Consider the following 19,512-nt stretch of genomic DNA (forward strand, 5'->3'; position numbering starts at 1 on the left):
CCCGTGTCGTCTGTGAGGATTCGCGCCATGTCCCAGTCGCCGGAGACGCCCGTCACCGGGTGGCCCGAGCAGCCGCCCGAGCCCGCGCCGTACCCCGCCGCGGAGTGGACCGGTCCGGCGGGTGAGGCCTCGACCATGCCTCAGCCCGTCTATCCGCCTGAGACGGCGCAGGTGCACGCGGACCCGACGCAGATCCAGCAGGTGCCCGGCGGTTACCCGGAGGAGGGCACCGGGCTGCCGAGCGAGTTCGACCACCTCTTCCGCGGCTCCCCGCAGGACAGCCGCCGGTCGATCGACCGGCAACGGCCCGCCGTGGGCGGCGCCGCGCTGCCCGATGCCTATCAGGACCCTCAGTTCCAGGCTCCAGGGCAGCCGGCGGCGCAGTATCAGCCCCCTGGTTACGAGCCGACGGCCGCCTACCAGGGGCCGGTCGACGCGCCGGTCTACCCGCCGGAGCAGCAGCAGCAGCAGTATGGCGGCCACCCCGAGTATCCGCAGGCGCCCGGCTACGGCCCGGCCGGGTACGGGGCTCAGGGCTATCCCGGGCCGGAGTACGGAAACCCGGAGTTCCAGGGCGGCGAGTTCGTCGGCCAGGGCGGCGGCTCCGGAGGCTGGGGCCCGGGCGGCGGTTCAGCGACCTCCAGGAACCGGAAGGGCTGGTTGATCGGCGGCGGCATCGCGGTCGTCGCGGTGATCGGCATCGTGTACGCGTTGAACTCCGGCGGCGGCTCCGGCACGCCGACGTCGCACCACAACGGCACAACCACCTCAGCGCCCGCCGCCACGGCGCAACAGCAGGCCGCGGCGTTGTACGCGATCATCGCGGAGTCCGGGCAACTGCGCAGCGCCGCGAATGATGCCGTGGTGGACGTCAACGCCTGCCACAATCTCGCCGCGGCGCAGACCGCGCTCCAGAAGACTGCGCAGCAGCGCCACGACCAGGCCGACGCGGTCGCCAAGGCCGACGTGTCGCAGATCACGAACGGCGCCCAGCTCGTCCAGGAGCTCCAGCAGGCATGGAGCGCCTCGGCCCAGTACGACAGCGCCTACGCCTCGATCGCGGGCGATGTGCAGAACGGCTGCAAGCCGGCCGACATCAAGAAGGACGCGAACTACCCGGCCACGAACACCCAAGGCACAGCGGCGTCCCAGGCGAAGGTCCAGGCGGCCGACTTGTGGAACACGAACGTCGCCGGGCCGCTGGGCCAGCAGCAGATATCCGAGGCGAAGCTGTAGAAGACCGTGTGGGGCGTGCGCCGCGCGCCCCAGCAGCGCAGCGGTAGGTCCCTGTGCCGGGTCAGCGCTGTACCCAGACCAGCCCTCGATAGCGGCGCACCGGGTACGTCGGGAGCGCGAGCGTCGGATCGTCGAGACACGTCCCGCTCTGGAGATCGAAGACGTATTCGTGCGCCGGCGAGGCGACGGTGGGAACGCCGTCGCGCGAACCGGTCACGCCGTGCGAGATCACATACTCCCCCGAGAGCGGATCGCGGTTCCCGATCGCGTACAGCTCCCCGGCGGCGGTGCGGAAGACGGCGATCTGCACCCCGTCGACGAGCGTGGCCACCCCGTGCCCCGGCGCCAGATCCGCGTACCGGCACACCGACGTCCAGCCTCGTTGTTTGGCCGTCACAGCTTCGACGGTGCGTCAGGGTCGTGACGCGCAGGGGTCGCCGTTATTTCGCGTCGCGCACGAGTTCTTCACGCCGCGCGGATGTAGCTGTGCGCAACCGGTTCAACACGGCCCTTACCGGTGCGTAGCCGTTCGGCAACATATCCGAAACGACACACGTCCAGTGTTTCCGGCATGGCACTGGCAGAGGCGCTCGACTCGACGCACGCGGCGGCCTCCGGATTCGGCCCCGACCTGAGGGGCCGGACCGGGGCGGGCCCGTCCGCCTCAGTCTTCGACGACCTCCCGCTCACCGGCTGCGTGGTGGCCGTCACCGCGGACCGCCGGCGCGACGACCTGGCCGCGCTGCTGCGCCGCCGCGGCGCGAAGGTCATCGAGACCCCGACCCTGAAGCTGGTCCCGCTCGACGACGACGCGGCGCTGCGCAAGGCCACGAACGATTGCCTCGCGGCCCCGCTGGACTTCGCGGTGGCGACCACCGGCAGCGGCTGGCGCGGCTGGATGTCGGCGGCGGAGAGCTGGGGCCTGGGCGACGATCTGGACCGGGCGCTCGGCGCGGCGAGCGTGGTCTCGCGGGGGGCGAAGGCGACCGGAGCGGTCCGCGCGGCCGGTCTGAGGGAGAGCTACAGCGCGCCGTCCGAGTCCTCCGCCGAACTGCTGGCCTACCTGCTCGAGCAAGGCGTCGAAGGCAAGCGGATCGCGGTCCAGCAGTACGGCGTGGAAGACCCGACCGAGAACAGCCACTTCGTCACCACACTGCGCGATGCGGGGGCCGACGTCGTCGACATCCCCGTCTACCGCTGGGGACCGCCGTCCGACCGGGCCGCCGTGCGCCGCCTGGCCGACGCGATCGTCCGCCGCGACGTCCACGCGGTCAGCTTCACCTCCGCCCCCGGGGTCACCGCCCTGCTGGAGGCGGCCGCGGTCACCGGCGCGCTCGACCAGCTGTTGGTGGCGCTGCGGACCGACGTCACCGCCGTGTGCGTAGGTCCGGTCTGCGCCCGCCCGCTCGAGGCGCTCGACGTGAGCGCGGTGCGGCCCGACCGGGCCAGGCTCGGCGCCATGGTCGCTACCCTCTGCTCGGTGCTGCCGCCGCGGATCCGGCGCGTCGTGCCGATCGACTCCACCAGGACCCTCACGCTCCAGGGCCTGGCCGCGGTGATCACCGACGGCGAGCCGGTGCTGCTCGCCCCGCTGCCCGCCGCCGTGCTGGCCGAACTGGCCCGCCGACCCGGCTGGGTGGTGTCCCGGGCCGACCTGCTGCGCCGGGTCTGGGGCCCGCGCGGCGCCGGATCGGGCGGACGCGACGAGCACGCGGTCGAGGCCACCGTCGCCCGGCTGCGCACCGCGCTCGGGCCGGACTCGGCCCTGATCAAGACCGTGACCAAGCGCGGATACCGGCTGGCCGTCGATCCGGTCACCTGAGCCGCCGCCGCACGGCTCGGCAGGATCGCCCGTCGCAGCGTCAGATCCACTCCCCGGCGTCAGCTCCTGGAAGGAGCCCCACCGCGATGTCACTGCCGGCCCTCGGGTTGTCGGCCTTCGGCGAGCGGCGCACCGGCTGGCTGCCCGCGCCGCCCGGCGTGCTGCCTCCGCCGCGCTCGGACGTGCCGATCCTCGCCGTAGCCCACGGCACCAGCGACGCCGCCGGACTGGCCAGCCTCGACGCGCTGTTGGAGCGGGTCAGATTCCTGCGCCCCGGCGTCGAGACCAGCATCGCCTTCTTGTCCATGGCCAGCCCGACGCCCGCGCAGGCGCTGACCGGGCTGCTCGCGGAGGGCGCGACCGAGGTCGTGGTCCTGCCGCTGCTGCTCGGGAACGGCTATCACCTGCGCCACGACATCCCCGAGGCGGTGCGCGAAGCGAGGGATCTGCCCGGAGGCGACGCGCTCAAGGTCTACGCCGCCCCGGCCCTCGGACCGGATCCGATGCTCGCGTCGGTGCTCGCCGACCGTCTCGCGCAGGCCAGCGGCTCGATTTTCGGGACCCAGATCGTGCTGGCCGCCGCGGGCTCGGCGGACCGGCGCGCCAACGCCGACGCGGTGGCCATGGCCGGGCTGCTGGCGGAGCGCCTGGGCATGCCGGTGCGCACGGCCTACATCGCGTCCGCCCAGCCGTCCGTCGCCGAGCTGCTCGGCCACTTGGCCCGGCGCGGGCGGCCGATCGCCGTGGCCACCTACCTGCTGTCGACGGGCGAGTTCAGCCGCCGCATAGCCGACAGCGCGACCCTCGCCGCCCTGGACGCGGACCATCCCAGGACTCTGCGAGTGACGGCCCCGCTCGGCGCGCACGACCTGGTGGCCCGCCTGGTGCTGCGCCGCTACGACACGGCGCTGACCAAGCCGCCGATCACGCTCCCCGGCCGCGCGTGAACCGACCCGCGCGGCCGGGGGTTTTCCGTGCATGAAGACCGACGGGTCTCGGCGGCTGCATACGCTGCGGCCGCCGAGAGCCGTCGGTCTCGTAAAAGGCGCTAGGCGTCCATCTGCGGAGGCGCTGCCGGGGGCCGGGTCTCCAGGGCCTCCAGCGCCATCCGGATCGCCGTCTCCAGCTGCGGGTCGCGTCCGGCGGCCCAGTCCTGGGGCGGGATGTAGACCTCGACGTCCGGGTCGACGCCGTAGTTCTCCACCCCCCAGCCGGCGTCCGCGAACCAGAACGCGAACTTGGGCTGGGTGACCCCCGTGCCGTCGACGAGTTCGTAGCGTCCGTCGATGCCGATCACGCCGCCCCAGGTGCGCGTGCCGACCACCGGGGCGATGCCGTACGACTTGAGCGCCTGGGTGACGATGTCGCCGTCGGAGCCGGCGTGCTCGTCGGCCAGGGCCACGATGGGGCCGCGCGGCGCCTCGCTCGGGTAGCTCATCGGCTCGTTGTACCGGGACCGGTCCCACCCGATGATCCGGCGCGCCAGTTTCTCGACCACGAGCTCGGAGGTGTGGCCGCCGCCGTTCTCGCGCAGGTCGAGGACCAGGCCGTCCCGCTTGAACTGGGTGTACATGTCGCGGTGGAACTCCGCCCAGCCGGAGGAGACCATGTCCGGCACGTGCAGGTAGCCGAGCCGTCCGCCGGAGGCCTCGGCCACCGTCGCCCGCCGCCGCGCGATCAGGTCCTGGTAGCGCAGCGACGCCTCGCTGGCCAGCGGCACGACCACGACCCGGCGCTCGATACCGCCGCCCGTGCTGTCGCCTTCCGCGTTCGCGGCTCCTGTGTTCTCAGCCTCTGTGTTCTCGCCTTCCGTACCGGGCCGCCGCAGCGTCAGCTCCACCGGCTTGTCCGCCTTGCCGCCGAGCAGCGCGTTCGGCCCGCGCACCGGATCCACCGGCCGGCCGTCCACCGCGACGATCGCGTCACCGGCCCGCGCGCCGACACCCGGCGCGCTCAGCGGCGATCGAGCGCCGATCACCGACGACTCGCCGCGCAGCACCCGCTCGATCCGCCAGGTGCCGTCCTCGTCCCGGGTCAGGTCCGCGCCGAGCAGCCCTTGGGCGAGCGCGGCGTCCACGCCATGGATGGGCGGGCGCACGTAGGCGTGCGAGGCGCCCAGCTCGCCCTGCAGCTCCCACAGCACGTCGTGGAGGTCGTCCTGCGAGCCGATCCGGTCGAGCAGCGGCCGATAGCGCTCGGCCATCGCGGGCCAGTCGACTCCGCCCATGTCGGCCCGCCAGAAGTTGTCCCGCATCAGCCGCCAGGCCTCGTCGTACATCTGGGCCCATTCGGCGGGCGGGTCCACGGTGACCCGGATCCGGTCCAGGTCCACGGTCACCGCGTCATCGTCGTCGTCACTGTCGCTGGCCACGACCTTGAACTCGGTGTCGTTGAGGTAAGCCAGCCGTGCGCCGTCGTGTGAGACCGCGTAGTTGTCCAGCTCGCGCACGGCGGTGAGCCGCTTGCGCTTGCCCAGGTCGTAGCGGACCAGCCGGGACTTCGGGTGCTCCTCCGAGGCGCCGATGATCGCCTCGCCCAGCTCGCCGGTCCGCGGCAGCGCCAGCCACGCCACGCCGCCCTTGACCGCTTTGAGCTCCGCGTAATACCCGGCCTCGACCGGGAAGGGCACGATCCGGTCGGCGATGCCCTCGAAGTCGACCTTGACCGGGGCGATCTCGGGTCCGGCGTCGCCCCCGTCGCCGTCTGAATCCTTCTCCTTGGCTGCCTTCGCCTTCTTCTCCGCCGAGTCCTTCTCCAGGCCCACCGGCCGCCCGTTGAGTTCGGGAGCGAACGGCGACGGGGTCGTCTCCGCCAGGGTGACCAGGTACGGCCGCACCCCGGGCAGGAATCCGAGGTCGAAGTTGTGGCTGTCGTACACCGGGTCGAAGGCGCGGTTGGACAGGAAGACCAGGTACTTGCCGTCCAGCGTGAAAGCGGGCGAGGAGTCGGCGTAGCGCGGCGGGCTGACGTCGACCACCTCCCGGTCGGCGAGCCGCGCCAGCCGGATGTGCCTTCCGTCGAACGGACGCCACGGCTCCGCCCACGCCAGGTACGCCGAGTCGGGAGAGAAGGTGAGGCCGTGGATCTCGGCGTTGGTGCTGCGGGCCAGTTCCGCGACCTCGCCCGAGCCGAGATCGATCGTGAGCAGGCGGCCGTCGGCTGCCGCCGCGGCGGCCGTACGGCCATCGGGTGAGACCGCAAGTTCCAGTACGCGCCCGAACTGCCCGTGCCCGATGCGCCGTGTCGGCGCGCTGTCGGCCGAGATCAGCTCGAGCCCGTCCTCGCCGCCGGCGTCCGACACGGTCAGCACCGTGGATCCGCCCGGCACGATGACCGGCAGGCGGCCGCGCACCCCGGGCGTCGAGAGGAGGGCGCGGGCCGGGCCGTCTTCGACCGGCAGCCAGTGCACCGTGCCGCGGACCTCGGCCGCCACGACCCGGCCGGTCTTGCAGAGCCCGAAGTCGCCGAGGCCGGACTTCGCGGACACCGGGAAGGAGGCGCGGCCGGAGCGCACGCCGCCGAGCCGCACGTCGAGCTTCACCGGCTCCGCGTCGAGCGATTCGAGCAGCCACAACGCGCCGGCGGCCTGATACACCACCCGGGTCCCGTCGGTGGCGGCGTTCCGCGCGTAGTAGGGCCCGCCGCCCGTGTGGCGGCGCAGGTCGGAGCCGTCCGGCAGCGCCGAGTACAGCGTGCCGACACCTTCGTGGTCGGACAGGAACGCGACCCGGCCGCCGACCCACATCGGGTTCACCAGGTGGTTGCCGACCGACTCGAGGATGCGGGTGTACTGCGCGCCGTCCGGGGAGTACCAGATCTTGCCCCCGGTTCCGCCGCCGTAGTGCTTCCAGCGGGACGGCTCGGCGTACAGGGCCGTGCCGACGAGGACCGCGCCGTCCCGGGCGATCGACACGTCGCTGGTCGGACCGTAGGGCAGCCGCCGCGCCGGAGCGTCGAGCGGGACCGCGAAGGCCCAGGTCCGCCAGGTGTTGTGCTGACCGGTGCGGCTGATCACCAGCACCTCGTTGTCGGAGAGCCAGCCGCGCACCGCGTTGAATCCGTCGCCCCAGTAGGTCAGCCGCTGGATCTCGCCGCCGTCCACCGCGACTGCGTATGCCTCGCGGGCGCTGCCGCGCGCCATCGAACCGGTCCCGTCACGCGTGGAAGTCCAGGCCACGTGGGTGGCGGACGGACTGAGCCGAGGGCTGATGACCGGCGCCCGGTCGGCGGTCAGGCGCCAGGCCCGGCCGCCGCCGTTCGCGGTCTCGCCGAGCGGGGCGAGCCACACGTCGTCCTCGGCGGCGAACGTGATCAGGTCACCCGACAGATGCGGGTAGCGCAGGTATGCGGAGTCGGCCACGTTGTGACGATATCCAGGCCGTTCCTGCCGTGCAGCGCTTTTCGTGCCACGAGGCTCGTTAGCGCCAACCGGAACTTCATGCCACCGAGGGATCGGGCCGCGGCGCCGAGCCGTGCCCCGCCCGGCGCGATTTCGCCCCGCGCCCGCGCTCGGCGAAAATGGGTCCATGGCCCCCTCCGACGCTGCTCCGGCCCGCGAGTACATGCTCACCCTCTCCTGCCCCGACCAGCGCGGCATCGTCCACGCGGTCGCCAGCTTTCTGCTGGTCACCGGGTGCACGATCGTGGACAGCCAGCAGTACGGCGACCCGGACACCGGACTGTTCTTCATGCGGGTGCACTTCGCCGCGCAGGAGCCGGGGGTCGACCTGGTCTCGCTCAACGGCGGCTTCGCGGCCACCGCGGCGGCCTTCCACATGACCTGGCAGATCCACGACGCGGCGGACCGCATGCCGACCCTGATCATGGTCTCCAAGTTCGGGCACTGCCTCAACGACCTGCTGTTCCGGCACAGCATCGGCGCGCTGCCCGTCCAGATCCCGGCCGTGGTGTCCAACCACACCGACTTCCGACCGCTGGTCGAGTCCTACGGGATCCCGTTCGTACACCTGCCGGTGACCCAGGCGAACAAGGCCGCGCAGGAGGCGCGCCTGCTGGACCTGGTGCGCGAGCAGGCCGTGGAACTGGTGGTCCTGGCGCGCTACATGCAGGTGCTGTCCGACGACGTGTGCAAGAGCCTCGAGGGCCGGATCATCAACATCCACCACTCGTTCCTGCCGTCGTTCAAGGGCGCCAAGCCGTATCACCAGGCACACACCCGCGGAGTGAAGCTGATCGGCGCGACCGCGCACTACGTGACCGCGGATCTGGACGAGGGCCCGATCATCGAGCAGGACGTCGCCCGCGTCGCCCACGGCCTGACCCCGGACCAACTGGTGGCCCTCGGCCGCGACGTCGAGTGCCGGGTCCTGTCCCGCGCGGTGGCCTGGCACTCCGAGCATCGGGTGCTGCTGAACGGCCGCCGCACGGTCGTTTTCCAGTAGCACGGTTGTTTTCAGTAGCTCAGCAGCGCTGTCTTTCAGCAGCCCGGTCAGGCCCCGGGCGGCGGCGTCAGGTCGAACCGGGAGACGACGTCGGGCAGCCAGGCGGGCCGCCCGAACTCGAGCCCGTACTTGGCGGCGAGGATCGGGACCGTGTCCTCGGTCGGCGGCGGTCCGTCGGCGAGCATTTCGGACAGCTCGCGGAAGAAGTGCTCGAACCCGGCCGGGCTGATGATCTCGATCATCCGAGCCGGGACGGGGCCGGCGTTCCACATCGTGTGCATTTCCCCGCGCGGCTTGGTGATGTAGCCGCCGGGGCCCAGGACGGCCTCGCGGTCGCCGGAGCGGAACCCGATCTCGCCCTCGGTGACGATCGAGTACTCGTCCTCGCGCGTGTGCAGGTGCGGCGGCACCAGCGCCCCGACCGGGAACGGGTGCTCGACGACGGAGACGGCGCCGCCGGCGCGCGGCCGCAGGGCGACGGCAAGGGCGCGGACCGCGTCCGGCACGCGGTGATCGGCCACGCGGCGGCGTTCTCCACATGGCACTCGCTGTGCCGCGAGCAGGGGCTCGCGGACGGTGAGGCAGCCGAGGTCATGGCCACACTGGTGGAAGCAGTCGGCGCCGGGTCCTGAATCAGCGTCCGGTGATCGTGCGCATTCACGATCCGGCCATCCCGGCAGCGGGGCACCGACCCGGTCATTGAGGGTGCTGAGGAGAACCCACAGCGGCCCTCCTTCGAGGCGCCTTCGACGGGTCCTCAGGCTGCCGTGATTACGTTAGATCACGATGGAGTGATCTCTGCGTTATCCACAGAATGTATCCACAGGTCGTGGACAACGGATCATGATTATCCACAGCCCAAACGGGGTATCAATCATTCCCTCGGCGCGATCCCGCCCAGTTCGGAGTCGGTTCGACCGGAGGCCCGACCGAATTCGTGTTCTGTTCATGAAGCCGAACGGGCGGTGACGGAATCGCTCATACGGGGCAGCGGGCGCCTGACCGTCGGAACCCGCTTCGACTCGGGCCCGGATCGCGGATCGCTCGGACCGGTGGACAAACCTGTGGACAGCCGCCCGGGGGGCCGTGGGTTTCCCCCAGTCGCCCAGGCGCGGCGAAGCCAACCGATGCGGTTTTCCCCAGCCGCTTGCGCCAGCCGCCCTGCCGCCAGCTGCGCTCAGCCGGTGTTGCGCAGGCCCGCCGCGACGCCGTTCACCGTCAACAGCAGCGCGCGCGTCAGCTGCGGCTCGACGTCGTTCCCGGCGTCGACCGCATCCCGCTGCCGCTTGAGCAGCGCGACCTGGAGGTACGAGATCGGGTCGAGGTAGCGGTCGCGGATGCGCAGGGTACGCGCGAGCACCGGGTTCTGGCCGAGCAACTCCGTCTTTTCCGAGACCTTCAGCACCTGTTGGACCGTCAGGTCGTGCTCCTGCTTGATGGTGTCGAAGACGTGCCGCAGCTCGTCGGGCACCAGCTGGTCGACATACCGCGCCGCGATCCGCAGATCCGTCTTCGCCAGGGTCATCGACACGTTCGACAGGAAGTTCCGGAAGAAGTGCCAGTCCGCGAACATCTCCTCCAGCACGTCCGCGTGGCCCTCCCGGTACGCCCACGCGATTCCGGTGCCGACCCCGAACCAGCCCGGCACGATCTGCCGCGACTGGGTCCACCCGAACACCCACGGGATCGCGCGCAGGCCCTCGAGTCCCGCGCCGGAGTCCGGGCGGCGCGACGGGCGCGAGCCGAGATGCAGGTCGCCGAGCTGGTCCACCGGGGTCGAGGCGAGGAAGTACTTCGGCAGGTCCGGGTCCTCGACCAGCGCGCGGTACCGGGCGTGCGCGGCGTCCGAGATCCCGGTCATGGTCGCGGTCCACCGCGCCAGCGCCTCCGGGCTCTGCCGCGGGCCCAGGTGCAGCACCGAGGACTCCAGCGTCGCGGCGACGGTGAGCTCCAGGTTCTCCCGGGCCAGTTCCGGCAGCGCGTACTTGTCCGAGATCACCTCGCCCTGCTCGGTGACCTTGATCTCGCCCTCGAGTGTCCCCCATGGCTGCGCCAGGATCGCCGTATGCGTCGGCCCGCCGCCCCGCCCGACCGTGCCGCCGCGGCCGTGGAACAGCCGCAGCCGGATGCCGTGGCGGTGCGCCACGTCGCGCAGCCGCCGCTGCGCCAGGTGGATCTCCCACTGGCTGGTGGTGATCCCGGCCGCCTTGTTCGAGTCGCTGTAGCCGAGCATCACCTCCTGCACGTCCCCGCGCAGCCGCACGAGCTTGCGGTACGATGGGTCGCTGAGCAGGTCGTTGAGGATCGTGTCGGCCTGCCGCAGCTCCTCGACCGTCTCCAGCAGCGGCACGAACCCGATCGCGGCCCGCTCGGCGCGCAGGTCGATCAGCCCCGCCTCGCGCGCCATCAGCACCGCCGCGTACACGTCGTCCACCCCGCGGCACATCGAGATGATGTAGCTCTCGATGACATCCGGACCGAACCGGTCGATCGCCTCCCGGATCGCGGTGAAAATGCCGAAGGTGCGCGCCCCGGCCTCGTCCAGCAGTGGCGTCGCGGTCGCCGGGTCGGGCGCCTTGTGGATGGCGACCGGCAGTAGAGCCAGCGGCCGGCGCGAGCGTAGTTCCTTGGCCAGCAGCCCGGCCCGGTAGTCGCGCGGCATGTCCTCGTACCGCCACGCCTCGCCGCCAAGCCGGTCGAACAGCTGCCCGATCGCGTGGTGGTGCGCGTCGGCGTGCTCGCGCACATCCAGCGTGGCCAGCCGCAGCCCGAAGGCGGACACGGTGCGGATCACCTGGTCCAGCGAACCGCGCGCGATCAGCTCGCCCCGGTCCGCCAGCAGCGACTCGCGCATCAGCATCAGATCCGCGACCAGCTCGTCGCCGTTGAGGTAGTCCACACCGGGCACGTGCGGCCGCTGCTTCGCGATCCGCTTGCGAGTGTTGATCAGCTTGTGCCGGACGCAGATCGCCTTGAGCCGGTAGGGCTCCTCCTGGTTCAGCCGCTTGTAGCGCGGCGCGATGTCCGGCAGCGCCGCGATGTCCGCCGCCACGGACTCCTCGAGCTGCGGGGTGATCCGGGCGATCCGCTTCGAGGTGGACAGCGCCGAGCGCAGCTGGTCGACCACCTTGAGCGCGTCGCTGATCGCGCGCTCGTGCTGGAGCGTGAGGATCTCCAGCGTCAGCGTCGGGGTGACGTTCGGGTTGCCGTCCCGGTCCCCGCCGATCCACGAGCCGAAGGAGAGCGGCCGGGCGTCCACCGGCAGCGTGACGTCGATCCGGTCCAGTTCCGCGGCCAGCTCGTCGAGTACGTCAGGCACCGCGCTGGCGTGCAGCTCGTCCAGGTAGTACAGCGCGTTGCGGGCCTCGTCGGTCGGATCGGGCCGGGAGACGCGCAGCTCGTCGGTCTGCCACAGCGACTCGACCAGCTCGGCCAGCTTCCGCTCGGCCCGCCGCCGCGCCACCGGGTCGCTGGACTCGGCGAACGGGTTCGCGTCCAGGAGCAGCGCGATCTGGCGCAGCTTGGTCAGGATGGTGCGGCGCGCGGCCTCGGTCGGGTGCGCGGTGAACACCGGACGGACCGAGAGGTACGAGACGACCTGCTCCACCCAGTCCCGGGTCACCTTGGACTCGGGGTCGTCGATCGCCCGGGCGATGCGGTCGATCGCCTGCGTCAGCCACGAGCCGACGGTCGCCCGCTCGGCGTGCAGCTCCCGGCCGCGGTGCACCTGCTCGGTGACGTTCGCCAGATAGAAGTACGAACTGAAGGCGCGCACCAGCCGGATCGCCGTCGCCAGGTCGATCTCCGCCAGGCGCAGCGCGGCCCGCTCGCCGTCCGCCGGGTCCGCCGACCGGGTCAGTGCCCGGATCTCCTCGACCAGGTCGTACAGCTCCTGGCCCTCCTGCCGGACCAGCGTGCGTCCGAGCAGCTCGCCCAGGGCCTTGATGTCGGCGCGCAGAGCCGATTCCGGGGCGGGGGCGGCGGCTGAGGTGGTCTCGGGCATGGCTCATCCTCGGCAGATCGGCGAACTGCTGGCGACCACGCTGTCCCCATGTCGGGCACATACTATGCGGCGCACGTCACACCGTCTTTACCTGTTCACCCGGTGAGACTCAACGACCGTTCGGGTTCGGCTCGCCGCCTAGCGCGGCTGTAGGTAGTCCGGAAGCGCACTGCCCAGGTCCGTAGAGGCCGGCAGGCTGCGTGCGTGTCCGGTGCGGACCGCGGATTCGGAGATCTCCAAGATCTGCGCGGGCAGCGCCACCAGGTGCCGGGCGAAGTCGTCGAAGTCGTTGCCGACGCGGTGCAGCAGCTCGGCGCACACCGACGCGGCGTCCCGGCCGTCGTTGTCCCGGGGATCGTCGTCGTCGAAGTACCAGACCGAGCCCAGGTCCCCGCCGCGGATCTTGAGCGCGAGCATGCCGCCCTGCACGAACCCGATGCCGAGGTACTCCTCGGTGAACCGGTCGTACAGCGACTGGTTCGCGTACACCAGGTCCTGGTGCGGATCGGAGCGGCGCAGCCCGAACAGCCAGCCGTCCGCGATGAACCCGCAGTTGAGGTTGACCGCGGCGACCAGCGGCCGGCCGCCGTCGGTGCCGCCGAGGAACCGCCGGTAGGACACCGGCAGCTGGAATCCGAGCTGCCCCTCGAGCTGGACCAGCGCCTCCTCGGGCACCGAGCCGGACCGTTCGAACGCCACCGGTTCGAGCATCCCCTCGTGCCACAGCCCTGTCTTCGACGGATCCACACCGAGCGTCGCGATGCCGCCGTGGTGCCGGAACGAGGCGTTGAGCTCAGCGGGCACGAGGAACATGCGTCGGCTGCGCGCCTCGTGCACCCACGTCCACGCCTCGGGCGTGACGGTCGGAGGCCGGCCCTGCTGCCATAACGGGTCGCCGCTCGCCGCGCCGATCAGGTTCGCCGCGATCACGTCGGTCACCCGCACCTCGTCCATCGACAGCCCGGACGGCGGGTCGGCGATCTCGACCGCCAGCCGCGCGTAGACCGAGAAGTTCGGATAGCCGTGGAAGTCCACGTAGACGCCGCGCGGGTACTTGCGGTCCAGTTCCGGGTCGCTGAACTCGATGAGCCGACCCGCGAACTGCCCATTGGGTATCGCGGAGCGCGTCGGCGACCCCATGCCCGATCCTTGCGTCATCGTTCTCCAGCCCTTTTCGCGACAGTTACGTCACGGAACAGCTAGCACCGTACTGCGCGCGCCGCTACAGCACACGGCGATACACAAGACCGTACCTGGGCAGACCGGGGGTGCGGTAGGCGGGAGCGCCGTTTTGGGGACTCTTGTGCCAGCTCAGTAACCGGCTCAGCGCAGCGAGTACAGGCCCACCGCCGCAGGCCGGACCTGCCCCGCCAGTGTGCCGCGCCGACCACCCCGCGTGATGCGGGTTCTGATATCGGCCGCCTACCGTGATGCCCGCCGCGGACCCGCGTGCTCCGGCCTCGCTGGCGCTCAGCCGTCCGCGCGCTCCCGGCTCCACCAGAACTGAGACCCGCCCACCCAGCCCGGCCGCTCCGCGTCAGCGGGGCGCACGGCTCCTCGCGTCGGGACTGGACGCCCCTTTGGCTCCGGGGCCCTTTGGCTCCGGGGCCGTGCGCCGCGCTCCAACCGGCCCCGAGCGCGCGTCAGCGCGACTGCGTACCCTGGAATCAACCACCCCCCGTCCGCGCGGACTGGGGGTAGTCCGCGTTGCCCGCTCGTGATCCGCGAGGAGTCCCCCATGCCCCTGTCCGGACTACTCGGCCCCGTCGCCCAAGACCCCGCCGTCGCCGCCGCGATCGCCGCCGCGCGCGGCGGCACGCGCCCCCGCCTCGACCTGACCGCGCCGCCCGGGCTGCGGCCCTTCGCGCTGGCCGCGATCGCCGCCCGGTCCGGACGCTCGCTGCTCGCGGTCACCGCCACCGGGCGGGAGGCCGACGACTTGGCCGCCGCGCTGCGCAGCCTGCTCGGCGACGCCGCCGTGGCCGAGTTCCCGGCCTGGGAGACACTGCCGCACGAGCGGCTCTCCCCTCGCTCTGACACGGTCGGCCGACGTCTCGCGGTCCTGCGCAGGCTCACCCATCCCGAAGGCGACGGTGTGTCAGATTCAGGTGCGGTCGGCCTGCCTAAGGTCGTCGTCGCGCCCATCCGCGCCGTCCTGCAACCCCAGGTCGCCGGGCTCGGCGACTTGGAGCCGGTGCGCGTGGTGGCCGGGGACGAGATCGAACTCGACGAGGTCGTGAACCGCCTGGCCAATGCCGCCTACCTGCGCACCGACCTGGTGGAGAAGCGCGGTGACTTCGCCGTGCGCGGCGGCATCCTCGACGTCTTCCCGCCCACTGAGGAGCATCCGCTGCGGCTGGAGTTCTGGGGCGACAGCGTCGAGGAGATCCGCTATTTCAAGGTCGCCGACCAGCGCTCGCTCGAGGTCGCCCAGCACGGCCTGTGGGCGCCGCCGTGCCGCGAACTGCTGCTGACCGAGACCGTTCGCAAGCGGGCGCACGGCTTCGCCGCGGAGTTCCCCGCCCTCGCCGACGTCTTCGGGAAGATCGCCGAGGGTATCGCCGTGGAGGGGATGGAATCGCTCGCGCCGGTCCTGGTCGACCGGATGGAGCTGCTGATCGACCTGCTCCCGGAGGGCACGCACGTGGTCATGTGCGACCCGGAGCGGATCCGCGCCCGCGCCGCCGACCTGGTCAGCACGTCGCGCGAGTTCTTGGAGGCATCCTGGGCCGCGGCGGCGATGGGCGCGGCCGCGCCGCTGGACCTCAACGCCGCCTCCCTCTGGTCGCTCGCCGACGTGCGCGAACACGCCCGCGAGCTCGGCTTGTCCTGGTGGTCGGTGACCCCGTTCGTCGCCGACGCCGCGCTCGCCGAGTTCACCGACGACGTCCTCGAATCCGACGACACCGAGGCCTCGACGGCCGTCGCCGCGCCCGAGTACCGCGGCGAGACGGCGCGAGCGCTGTCCGACATCCACGGCTGGATCCACGACGGCTGGCGCGTAGTGCTGGTCACCGAGGGCCACGGCTCGGCCGAGCGCCTGGTCGAGGTGGCGAAGGCGGCCGATCTCGGCGCCCGGCTCGACCTTGAGCTGACCGGCCCGCCGGACCCCGGTGTCGTGCACGTCGCGACCGGCTCGATCGACCACGGCTTCGTGCTCGAGCGGGCCCGCACCGCAGTGCTCACCGAGACCGACATCGCCGGCCAGCGCTCAACCACTCGCGACATGCGCCGGATGCCGTCGCGCCGCCGCAACATGGTCGATCCGCTCCAGCTCAAGGCGGGCGACTACGTGGTCCACGAGGCGCACGGCGTCGGCCGCTACGTCGAGATGGTCCAGCGCACCGTCGCCGGGGCCACCCGCGAATACCTCGTCATCGAGTACGCCGCCAGCAAGCGCGGACAGCCCGGGGACCGCCTCTTCGTCCCCACCGACCAGCTCGAACAGGTCACCAAGTACGTCGGCGGCGAATCCCCGACCCTGCACCGGCTCGGCGGCGCGGACTGGCAGAAGGCCAAGAGCCGGGCGCGCAAGGCGGTCAAGGAGATCGCCGCGGACCTGATCAAGCTGTACTCGGCGCGGATGTCCGCGCCCGGCCACCAGTTCGGCCCGGACAGCCCCTGGCAGCGGGAGCTGGAGGACGCGTTCCCATATATCGAGACGCCCGACCAGCTCGCCTGTATCGAAGAGGTCAAGGCCGACATGGAGAAGCCGGTCCCGATGGACCGGCTCATCTGCGGCGACGTCGGCTACGGCAAGACCGAGATCGCGGTGCGCGCCGCGTTCAAGGCAGTGCAGGACGGCAAGCAGGTGGCGGTTCTCGTCCCCACCACGCTCCTCGTCCAGCAGCACTTGTCCACGTTCGCCGAGCGCTACGCCCAGTTCCCGATCAACATCAAGGCGCTCTCCCGGTTCCAGACCGACAAGGAGGTGGCCGAGGTGCTGCGCGGCCTGGCCGACGGCACGGTCGACGTCGTCATCGGCACCCACCGCCTCTTCTCCAAGGACGCCAGGTTCAAGGACCTGGGCCTAGTGATCGTGGACGAGGAGCAGCGCTTCGGCGTCGAGCACAAGGAGCACCTCAAGCAGATGCGGGCCAACGTGGACGTGCTGACGATGTCCGCGACGCCCATCCCGCGCACGCTCGAGATGGCGGTCACCGGCATCCGCGAGATGTCCACGATCCAGACCCCGCCCGAGGAACGCCACCCGGTGCTCACCTTCGTCGGCGCCTACGAGGAGAAGCAGATCGCCGCCGCGGTCCGGCGCGAGCTGCTGCGTGAGGGCCAGGTCTTCTACATCCACAACCGGGTCGAGTCGATCAACCGGGCCGCCAGCCGCCTCCGGGAGCTGGTCCCCGAGGCCCGGGTCGCCGTCGCGCACGGCCAGATGAACGAGCACACCCTCGAGCGCCTCATCGTCGACTTCTGGAACCGCGAGTTCGACGTGCTGGTGTGCACCACCATCGTCGAGTCCGGCATCGACATCGCCAACGCGAACACCCTGATCGTCGAGCGCGCGGATGCGTTCGGCCTCGCGCAGCTGCACCAGCTGCGCGGCCGGGTCGGCCGAGGCCGTGAGCGCGCCTACTCCTATTTCCTCTATCCGCCGGAGAAGCCGCTCACCGAGACCGCACACGAGCGCCTGGCCACGATCGCGCAGCACACGGACCTCGGCGCAGGTATGTACGTGGCGATGAAGGACCTGGAGATCCGCGGCGCGGGCAACCTGCTCGGCGGCGAGCAGTCCGGGCACATCGAGGGCGTCGGCTTCGACCTCTACGTACGCATGGTCGGCGAGGCGGTCAACGAGTTCCGCGCCCTGGCCGAAGGACGCACCGAGCCGGAGCCCGCGGACGTCCGGGTGGATCTGCCGATCGACGCGCACATCCCGCACGACTGGGTGCCGGACGAGCGGCTGCGCCTGGAGGCCTACAAGCGCATCGCCTCGATCACCGATCCGTCCGGCGTCACCGAGGTGCACGACGAGCTGGTCGACCGCTACGGGCAGCTGCCGCCGCCGGTCGGCAACCTCCTCGCGGTCGCCCTGTTCCGCGCGCACGCCCGGACCGCCGGGCTCACCGAGATCGCGATGCAGGGCAACTACATCAAGTTCGCCCCGGTCGAGCTGCGCGAGTCCCAGAGCATGCGGTTGCAGCGGGTGTATCCGAAGTCGCTGGTCAAGGCGCCGACCCAGACGATCCTGGTGCCCAAGCCGGTGACGCAGCGGCTCGGCGGCCAGCCGGTGACCGGGCTCGAACTGCTCAGCTGGTGCCGGGCGCTGATCGACGCCGTGCTCCTGATGTAGCTGTCTGCTGATGTGAGGGCGCCCCGTAACCTTGTCGGCATGGCGGCAGGAAGAATCGTCCTCATCTCCTTCTCCCCGCGCGTGGCGCCCGGCCTGCTCTCCGCCGCCGCGTGGCGGCTGATCACCACGGCCGGCGCCGTCGTGCACACCGGCTCGCCGGACCACCCCGCGCTGCCCTACCTCGACGACGCCGACGTGCAGATCGTGGTCTTCGACAGCGACGTGGACCCCCACGAGATCGCCCGCGACCTAGTGGGCCAGGCGCAGGCCGGCGCGACGGTGGCCTGGATCGCGGCCGACGACGGCGACCCCGAACTGACCCAGGCGCTCGGTGAGCAACTCGCGTTCGGCTCGGACGTCGAGCTGGAGCTGCTGCCCGGCAGCTACGACCTGCCCGGCGCCAAGGTCCTGGACCTCGTGCGGGTCATGGACCGGCTCCGCTCCCCGGGCGGCTGCCCTTGGGACGCCGAGCAGACGCACCAGTCGCTGGTGAAGTACCTGCTGGAGGAGGCCTACGAGACGGCCGAGACCATCGAGGACGGGCACCCGGACGAGCCCGGCCCGGGCCGCGACGCCCTGCGCGAGGAACTCGGCGACGTGCTGCTGCAGGTCGCTTTCCACTCCCGTATCGCCCAAGAGCACCCGGAAGACCCGTTCACCATCGACGACGTCGCGGAAGGGGTGGCGCGCAAGCTCATCGGCCGACACCCGCACGTCTTCGGGGGAGTGGTCGCCGAGACCGCCGCCGACGTCGAGGCGAACTGGGACAAGATCAAAGCCGCGGAGAAGGGTCGCACCTCGGCGGTCGAGGGGGTGCCGCTCGCCCAGCCCGCCCTTTCGCTGGCCGACAAGCTGTACAAGCGGGCGCGCAACGCGGGAGTCGCCGTCGAAGGGCCGGAACTGCCCCGTGAACTGCGCGAAAACATCACGAATCCGGACGGCGTCGGACAGTTGCTGCTCGCCGTTGTCGTGCACGCCAGATCGCTCGGCGTGGACAGCGAGGAGGCGCTGCGCGCGGCGGCACGGGGCCTTCGCGACGAGATCGTGGCGCTGGAGCCCTCGCCGGACCCCAGAGCGGCAGGTTAGTCTGAATCGTGTACCGGACGAAACGGCCCGGTCTCGTGATGCAGTAGGAGAGTCGGATCATGCTTAGAGGCGCGTTCGAGGGCTGGCATATCGTCCTCATTCTCGGGGTCGTCGTGGTGCTGTTCGGCTCCCGCAAGCTCCCCGACGCCGCCCGCTCCGTCGGCCAGTCGCTGCGCATCTTCAAGTCCGAGATGAAGGCGGCGGCCCAGGACGACCGGCCGGCCCAGTCGACCGCCGCGCCCGTCGCGCCGCAGGCCGTGGAGGGCAGGGTCGTCAATCAGCCGACCGCGCAGCCGGCGGACGCGGTGCCGCAGAGCACGACGACCCCCCAGGCGTAAGCACGTACGAGGTTTCCAGCGCGCCGTCGGCCTCAGAGTCGACCGGCGCGCTCGGTGTGTCCTGAACCGCCCCGGCGAACCGCCGCTAGGCCGCCTTACCCCGACTGTCCCGGCTTCAGCTCTTTTGGTCCCAACGTGGCTTCGACGTGCCAGGTTGATAGCACGATCGTGTGAATAGCGGAACTCTGACTTCCCTCATTCCGCCCGCGGGTGCAGGCTGATCTCGTGGAACCCGAACTTTCGCTGCCGTCCCGAGTAAGGGAGCAACTGGCCGCATACGCCCGGAGCTCCGGGCGCGCGGAGTCCGAGATCATGGC

At 71.3% G+C, this 19,512-nt stretch carries 12 protein-coding genes; 7 read left to right on the forward strand and 5 right to left on the reverse strand.

Annotated elements, in window-relative coordinates; all coding sequences use genetic code 11:
• The first annotated feature begins 27 nt into the window (after positions 1-27).
• Complete coding sequence (locus VGZ32_RS01690) at positions 28-1,236, forward strand: hypothetical protein (RefSeq protein ID WP_326883969.1); 1,209 nt, start codon at positions 28-30, stop codon at positions 1,234-1,236.
• 61 nt (positions 1,237-1,297) lie between these two features.
• On the opposite strand, the gene nirD is transcribed toward VGZ32_RS01690, so the two are convergent.
• Positions 1,298-1,633, reverse strand: a complete 336-nt coding sequence (nirD, locus tag VGZ32_RS01695; protein ID WP_326883970.1) for a nitrite reductase small subunit NirD — start codon at positions 1,631-1,633, stop codon at positions 1,298-1,300.
• Positions 1,634-1,807: 174 nt separating this feature from the next.
• Between nirD and VGZ32_RS01700 the strand changes: the two genes are divergently transcribed.
• Both VGZ32_RS01700 and VGZ32_RS01705 read left to right on the forward strand, forming a co-directional pair.
• Positions 1,808-3,058, forward strand: coding sequence for a uroporphyrinogen-III synthase (locus tag VGZ32_RS01700; RefSeq protein ID WP_326883971.1), 1,251 nt, complete (start codon positions 1,808-1,810; stop codon positions 3,056-3,058).
• A gap of 86 nt (positions 3,059-3,144) precedes the next feature.
• Positions 3,145-4,005 carry a sirohydrochlorin chelatase gene (locus tag VGZ32_RS01705; RefSeq protein ID WP_326883972.1) on the forward strand — a complete coding sequence of 287 codons (861 nt, stop codon included), beginning with the start codon at positions 3,145-3,147 and terminating at the stop codon, positions 4,003-4,005.
• A 101-nt stretch (positions 4,006-4,106) separates the two neighbouring features.
• Here VGZ32_RS01705 and VGZ32_RS01710 read toward each other — a convergent pair whose 3' ends face one another.
• Positions 4,107-7,418 (reverse strand): S41 family peptidase, encoded by a 3,312-nt coding sequence (locus VGZ32_RS01710; RefSeq protein ID WP_326883973.1) that lies wholly within the window; start codon positions 7,416-7,418, stop codon positions 4,107-4,109.
• A gap of 166 nt (positions 7,419-7,584) precedes the next feature.
• On the opposite strand from VGZ32_RS01710, the gene purU reads away from it, so the two are divergent.
• Complete coding sequence (gene purU, locus VGZ32_RS01715; protein WP_326883974.1) at positions 7,585-8,460, forward strand: formyltetrahydrofolate deformylase; 876 nt, start codon at positions 7,585-7,587, stop codon at positions 8,458-8,460.
• Between the two features lie 47 nt (positions 8,461-8,507).
• Here the strand turns inward: purU and VGZ32_RS01720 are convergent, their stop codons facing one another.
• The 3 genes from VGZ32_RS01720 to VGZ32_RS01730 form a co-directional block, all read right to left on the reverse strand.
• Positions 8,508-8,966 (reverse strand): cupin domain-containing protein, encoded by a 459-nt coding sequence (locus VGZ32_RS01720; protein ID WP_349263446.1) that lies wholly within the window; start codon positions 8,964-8,966, stop codon positions 8,508-8,510.
• 671 nt (positions 8,967-9,637) lie between these two features.
• A complete protein-coding gene (gene ppc / locus VGZ32_RS01725) occupies positions 9,638-12,463 on the reverse strand; it encodes a phosphoenolpyruvate carboxylase (RefSeq protein WP_326883976.1) in 2,826 nt (941 codons plus the stop codon).
• A 138-nt stretch (positions 12,464-12,601) separates the two neighbouring features.
• Positions 12,602-13,603 (reverse strand): SMI1/KNR4 family protein, encoded by a 1,002-nt coding sequence (locus tag VGZ32_RS01730; RefSeq protein WP_326883977.1) that lies wholly within the window; start codon positions 13,601-13,603, stop codon positions 12,602-12,604.
• Between the two features lie 598 nt (positions 13,604-14,201).
• Between VGZ32_RS01730 and mfd the strand changes: the two genes are divergently transcribed.
• From mfd to tatA, 3 genes are read left to right on the forward strand one after another with little or no spacing between them, the layout of a single operon-like run.
• Positions 14,202-17,771, forward strand: coding sequence for a transcription-repair coupling factor (gene mfd, locus VGZ32_RS01735; RefSeq protein ID WP_326883978.1), 3,570 nt, complete (start codon positions 14,202-14,204; stop codon positions 17,769-17,771).
• A 39-nt stretch (positions 17,772-17,810) separates the two neighbouring features.
• A complete protein-coding gene (locus VGZ32_RS01740; protein ID WP_326883979.1) occupies positions 17,811-18,857 on the forward strand; it encodes a MazG family protein in 1,047 nt (348 codons plus the stop codon).
• Positions 18,858-18,916: 59 nt separating this feature from the next.
• Positions 18,917-19,195 carry a Sec-independent protein translocase subunit TatA gene (gene tatA, locus VGZ32_RS01745; RefSeq protein ID WP_326883980.1) on the forward strand — a complete coding sequence of 93 codons (279 nt, stop codon included), beginning with the start codon at positions 18,917-18,919 and terminating at the stop codon, positions 19,193-19,195.
• Positions 19,196-19,512: the final 317 nt, after the last annotated feature.

Origin of the sequence: Actinocrinis sp. (assembly GCF_035938995.1) — a bacterium.
Taxonomy (GTDB): Bacteria; Actinomycetota; Actinomycetes; order Streptomycetales; family Catenulisporaceae; genus DASZGI01.

What these genes read in the sequence shown, in the direction of transcription:
- VGZ32_RS01690 (WP_326883969.1), top strand. Translation starts at nt 28, where the DNA reads ATGTCCCAGTCGCCGGAGACGCCCGTCACCGGGTGGCCCGAGCAGCCG.
- VGZ32_RS01700 (WP_326883971.1), top strand. Translation starts at nt 1,808, where the DNA reads ATGGCACTGGCAGAGGCGCTCGACTCGACGCACGCGGCGGCCTCCGGA.
- VGZ32_RS01705 (WP_326883972.1), top strand. Translation starts at nt 3,145, where the DNA reads ATGTCACTGCCGGCCCTCGGGTTGTCGGCCTTCGGCGAGCGGCGCACC.
- purU (WP_326883974.1), top strand. Translation starts at nt 7,585, where the DNA reads ATGGCCCCCTCCGACGCTGCTCCGGCCCGCGAGTACATGCTCACCCTC.
- ppc (WP_326883976.1), bottom strand. Translation starts at nt 12,463, where the DNA reads ATGCCCGAGACCACCTCAGCCGCCGCCCCCGCCCCGGAATCGGCTCTG.
- VGZ32_RS01730 (WP_326883977.1), bottom strand. Translation starts at nt 13,603, where the DNA reads ATGGGGTCGCCGACGCGCTCCGCGATACCCAATGGGCAGTTCGCGGGT.
- mfd (WP_326883978.1), top strand. Translation starts at nt 14,202, where the DNA reads ATGCCCCTGTCCGGACTACTCGGCCCCGTCGCCCAAGACCCCGCCGTC.
- VGZ32_RS01740 (WP_326883979.1), top strand. Translation starts at nt 17,811, where the DNA reads ATGGCGGCAGGAAGAATCGTCCTCATCTCCTTCTCCCCGCGCGTGGCG.
- tatA (WP_326883980.1), top strand. Translation starts at nt 18,917, where the DNA reads ATGCTTAGAGGCGCGTTCGAGGGCTGGCATATCGTCCTCATTCTCGGG.